The sequence below is a fragment of the Micromonospora sp. GCM10011541 genome (genome assembly GCF_042650725.1).
Taxonomy (GTDB): Bacteria; Actinomycetota; Actinomycetes; order Mycobacteriales; family Micromonosporaceae; genus Micromonospora; species Micromonospora sicca.
Genome location: NZ_JBHSBP010000037.1, coordinates 1 through 4,051, shown reverse-complemented (window position 1 = coordinate 4,051; position 4,051 = coordinate 1). Strand labels below are relative to the sequence as shown.

Here is a 4,051-nt window from a genome sequence, read left to right as displayed (position 1 = left end):
CGTGGTGGGCCGCCTACCGCGAGAGGCTGGAATCCACCGCGCGCGAGTTCGCCTGAGGACGCGATCTTCGCGAAACCCGCGGATGCCGTCCAATTCGTCCGAGAAACCGTTTGCATTCTGCCAGCGGCCGTCGCAGTCGAAGGCAAGGTCACATGCACGGATTTGCCGCTGAGTGTGCGCGGATCTGCCGAAAGTAGTGCGTCGATCCGGAGCCGACGCTCAGGGACAATCACTGCATGGCGATGGCGGGCGGGTGATCAAAGGAGGCCGGGCAGCGAAAGACGTACAGGGCGTAGCCGCGGCCGATCGACACGTCGGTAGGGTTGGGCGACGCCTCTGCCGGCTCCTCCACCGGCCGCCAGCTGCAGTTCGTCCCGTGCCACTCGCCGGAGTCGGCGGTGAACAGCAGTGTCATTGCGGTGCCGCAATCGGCGCAGGTCATCGGATGCGGGTCGGTCAGCGACCAGTTCGCGAAGCCGCCCGCCTTCCAGCCGGGCGCCAGGGACAAGTCGAACTGGTAGCTGCGCCCGGTCTCCTCGTCCTCTGTCTCCTCCTCGGCTTCTTCCTCCCACGCGGTGATTCGGGCGTCCAGTTCCTCGGGCAACAGACCGCCGTACTGGTATTCGCGGACCTGTTCGGGATGCACCGCGCAGGGGACCGGTAGGTAGGAGTCGTTGACCACGGGCGGCTCGGGGGCCGCGTCCAGCGGCGCGGTCACCTCGGCGCTGCGCCGCCAGTACAGCCGCACCCGCGGGTTGTAGCCCTCGTCCGGGTGGTCCAGCGGGCACCACAGCACCTGCAGCAGGTCGGTGCCGTCCGGGCCGGCGAAGTCGGGGACGTCCCGGCGGTAGAGCTGCGCCACCGGGACCGGCGGGATCGGCTGGGCTACCAGGTCGTGCGGCTCGGAGAAGTCGGAGTCCGGCAGTTCCGCCCGCTCCTCGTCGGTCAGGGCATAGCGGGCGCCGCTCGCGGCCGCCCGGGCCTGTGCCGCCGCGCAGATCTCCCGGCTGCGGCGGACGGTCTCCGGTGTCCTGAGCTGGAAGACGTAGTGGGCGTCGCCGTCCGTGCACACCGGCCAGGGCTCATCGGCTGGCCAGAGTAGCGGGCCGCCGACCGAGCTATCGGCGGTCGTGGGCGTGCCGGGCCGGGGATGCAGCCGCGTGGCCGTTACCGAATGCTTTTCCAACTCTGGGAAGTGTTCCGTGATGTCCACCGGTCGCGGCGGCGTCGTGCGAGCCATGGCCGATGATCGTAGGGAGCCGATACGACGAAGACCACCATCAACTGGGCTTCCGTATCCCTCCGGCACGTCTGACCCCATCGGCTCCGTGACTCAGCACCACGGTCCGCAGCAACGCTCCACGGCGGGAGCTGCCAACCCATGCTCAGCCTTGGACCCGGTATCCGGATCTGCCGCCGATCGTACGCGCTCTCCGCCTCGGTGGGCGTCGCCGTCAGTAGCAGCCGCGGCTCCGGCGAGGTACGGACCTTACGATTGCTCTGGCGGCCGCACGTGCGGAGCCAGTCGTTCTTCAGCAGCCAGGTTGTCACGCCAGTAGCGGTAGACCAAGCCGGGTACTACCTCAACCGACCCTGCTGCGACGAGACAGGTAAGAAGGTCACCCCCGGCCGGTGCGTCGACGTCGAAGGCAACGATCACTGGTGGTTCTTCATCGACGTGCCGACGCACCAGTGTGCGCTCGTCGAGGGTGGGTTCCCGGAACCGAGGATCCCGGAATTGGGTCGGGCAGGCCAGGTATGCGACGTCTGTGAAGACCACCTCGAGACCGTGGTGGTAGGTCAGGTCGTGTCCCGCGGCCAACAGAAGCTGGGAGCCGTCGAAGTGCAGCACGTCCCAATCCCACCAAGATCCCTCAGGCAGTTCGATCACACCGCCGATCCTCCCATCGGTGAGCAGTCAATGAATCCAGTCGGCATCCGGATCTGCCGCCGACCGCGCGTCACAGGACGCCCGTGACCTCCGAAATCCCGCTACCGGCGGATGCAGGGAAGGCCACGAGTGAGACCGAAGCGCTCCGCTCCCGCTCCTCACGCGAGTCTCGCAGCTCGCTGACACCGACACCACCGAGCACAACGCCGACCACGAAGGCAGCGACGAGCCGTACATTCAACTTCCATCTGCCCATGTGGCGGTCAGGGGTGGTGCCGCCCGACTCCGCCGGCTGGTGATCGTGCTCGTCTAGGTCAATCACTTTGTGCTCCGCCGACATGGGGGTCAGCCTAGGACTCTCCCTGGCAACACGTCGGCCGGCCGTATAGCTATCCGTTCAGCCAAGACCACCCGCTGACGCCGACGCCACCCGACAACCACGGATGGGCTGACCAGGGGTGCAGGCACCTGACCAGGCATCCGTGATCTTCTTTTAATCCCAAGGCCGGCCTGGGCCATCTGTGGGCCAGTAGCCGTGGCGCGCAGCGGGCACAAGCGGCACGAGAGGCGACCGGGCCGGCCACCGCTCGCAGGCGTTTCCGACATCACGACCGCTTGAGCACGCTCTTCCAAACTGACGGTGCGCGTAGGGCTTGATGCCACTGTCAGTCGGGACTGCCCGGGGTTCGGTGGCCCATGTTTCCATCGGTGGCCCACACTGAGGGGGTGTCGCACCAGGATGTCGCCGGTGACATGGATGCGTGGTCGAGTGCCCGCGTGCGCCAGTGGATGAGCACCTTGAGCGAGGACGACGCCCCGCGATCGGTCAATTGGTGGCTCAAGACGCGATGGATCGCGCAGCTCCACGTCTACGACCGGGCCTTGACCGCAGAGGCGCGTCGGGAATGGGCCGAGGTGGCGTTGTCGCTGACCGACCGCGCCGAGCGGTTCGCTGGCTACGACCGCTGGAGCGCAGCTGCGGACTCCTTCAATCTGCGTAGCCGGCTGATCCAGGAACTCGGGTCGGTGCCGGGTGACGAGAACTGGGATCAAGCCGCGCTGGTCCGGAGCGTCCTGGGTGCGGTGACACTGATGCCGGCCCAGGCAAATGAGTTGGCTGAGAGCTGGCAGACGCTGCCAATCGAGCACATCCTGCTCCTTCGCCGTCACAAGAACCTCGTTGCCCCGCTTGCTCCGCTTGTTGATCAGTTGCCTGCGCGGCCCGACGCCGAGCGCGTCCGCACATGGCTGGCGATCCTGCCGAACTTGCCATGACGCTTCGGTGACCGTGCCCCTCCGCCGTCCGCGTCGGCAGTCCGCATCTAGTCCGCAAGAGGTCGATAACCGGTGGGGGAGCGGTGTGAGATGCCGAGAGCTATTTCCGCTGCTAAACCCTCATGTGCCCAAGTCGGCGGGGTGGGCAATTTGATCTCGTAATGCACAGGTCAGCCAACCTCAGCCCGCTTCCGTCCGCGGCCAACAGAAACTGTCGGGCATGCCAGGCAGTCAGCCGGAGGACTGTTGCGACATGGACGTGGAGGAGGCTGTTCGCGCGGCCCGGGCACGGTTCTTGGAGAGCGACGACGTTCCGTCTCCAGATGGGACGCCTCCGGGGCATGACATGCAGTGGCCGGGTACGGAGCTCCTACGGTCTGAGTGGTTCGCCGATGTTCAGCAGTCCGTGATCGGGCGGCGCTTGACGATGAGTGCTCGCGACTACGTTGGCCTTCTGTCGACCATCTCGGCTCATCTCGAATTGCCGGCCTCGGGGCAAGAGCGGGTATATGGGCGGATCATGCAGGTCCTGCCTGAGATCGCCGAGATTGCCGCCGATATCACCGTCCATCTCGCGCTTCGGCGCTGCGAGCAGCAGTGCCTCGATAATCAGATGTTCGCCGCCGGCGACGGTCATCTGGACATGCCGCGAGCGCTCGTTACGGAAGGTAGCCGGATCGCGGGTGCCTGCATCCGGACGTGCCGATGAGCGCGTACACAGTGGCGGATGCCAAACCGTCGCCCATGCCCGGAGGAGCGTCGGAAGACCAGGTCGGCCGTTCAAGGTGCGGACCGGTGCGGCGCATGCGTGTAGTGCGGGTAAGGTTGTCTCAGGGTGGGCGACGTTCTGTTCAAGTTCTCGATGCGGCCGATCGGTCGGCCGGC

At 66.4% G+C, this 4,051-nt stretch carries 5 protein-coding genes; 2 read left to right on the top strand and 3 right to left on the bottom strand.

Features of this window, described 5'->3' with window-relative positions:
* Positions 1-229: 229 nt before the first annotated feature.
* From ACFOYX_RS15515 to ACFOYX_RS15505, 3 genes are all read right to left on the bottom strand, one after another.
* Entirely contained in the window at positions 230-1,072 is an 843-nt protein-coding gene (locus ACFOYX_RS15515) for a hypothetical protein (protein ID WP_322444086.1), read from the bottom strand.
* A gap of 417 nt (positions 1,073-1,489) precedes the next feature.
* Complete coding sequence (locus tag ACFOYX_RS15510; RefSeq protein WP_322444085.1) at positions 1,490-1,891, bottom strand: hypothetical protein; 402 nt, start codon at positions 1,889-1,891, stop codon at positions 1,490-1,492.
* 70 nt (positions 1,892-1,961) lie between these two features.
* Entirely contained in the window at positions 1,962-2,231 is a 270-nt protein-coding gene (locus tag ACFOYX_RS15505) for a hypothetical protein (RefSeq protein ID WP_322444084.1), read from the bottom strand.
* 386 nt (positions 2,232-2,617) lie between these two features.
* Between ACFOYX_RS15505 and ACFOYX_RS15500 the strand changes: the two genes are divergently transcribed.
* Both ACFOYX_RS15500 and ACFOYX_RS15495 read left to right on the top strand, forming a co-directional pair.
* Complete coding sequence (locus ACFOYX_RS15500; protein ID WP_322444083.1) at positions 2,618-3,166, top strand: hypothetical protein; 549 nt, start codon at positions 2,618-2,620, stop codon at positions 3,164-3,166.
* A gap of 253 nt (positions 3,167-3,419) precedes the next feature.
* Positions 3,420-3,875: a hypothetical protein gene (locus tag ACFOYX_RS15495; protein ID WP_322444082.1), complete on the top strand. Its 456-nt coding sequence runs from the start codon at positions 3,420-3,422 to the stop codon at positions 3,873-3,875.
* The last annotated feature ends 176 nt before the right edge of the window (positions 3,876-4,051 follow it).

Coding starts and splice junctions, on each gene's coding strand:
- ACFOYX_RS15505 (WP_322444084.1), bottom strand. CDS start 2,231: ATGTCGGCGGAGCACAAAGTGATTGACCTAGACGAGCACGATCACCAG.
- ACFOYX_RS15495 (WP_322444082.1), top strand. CDS start 3,420: ATGGACGTGGAGGAGGCTGTTCGCGCGGCCCGGGCACGGTTCTTGGAG.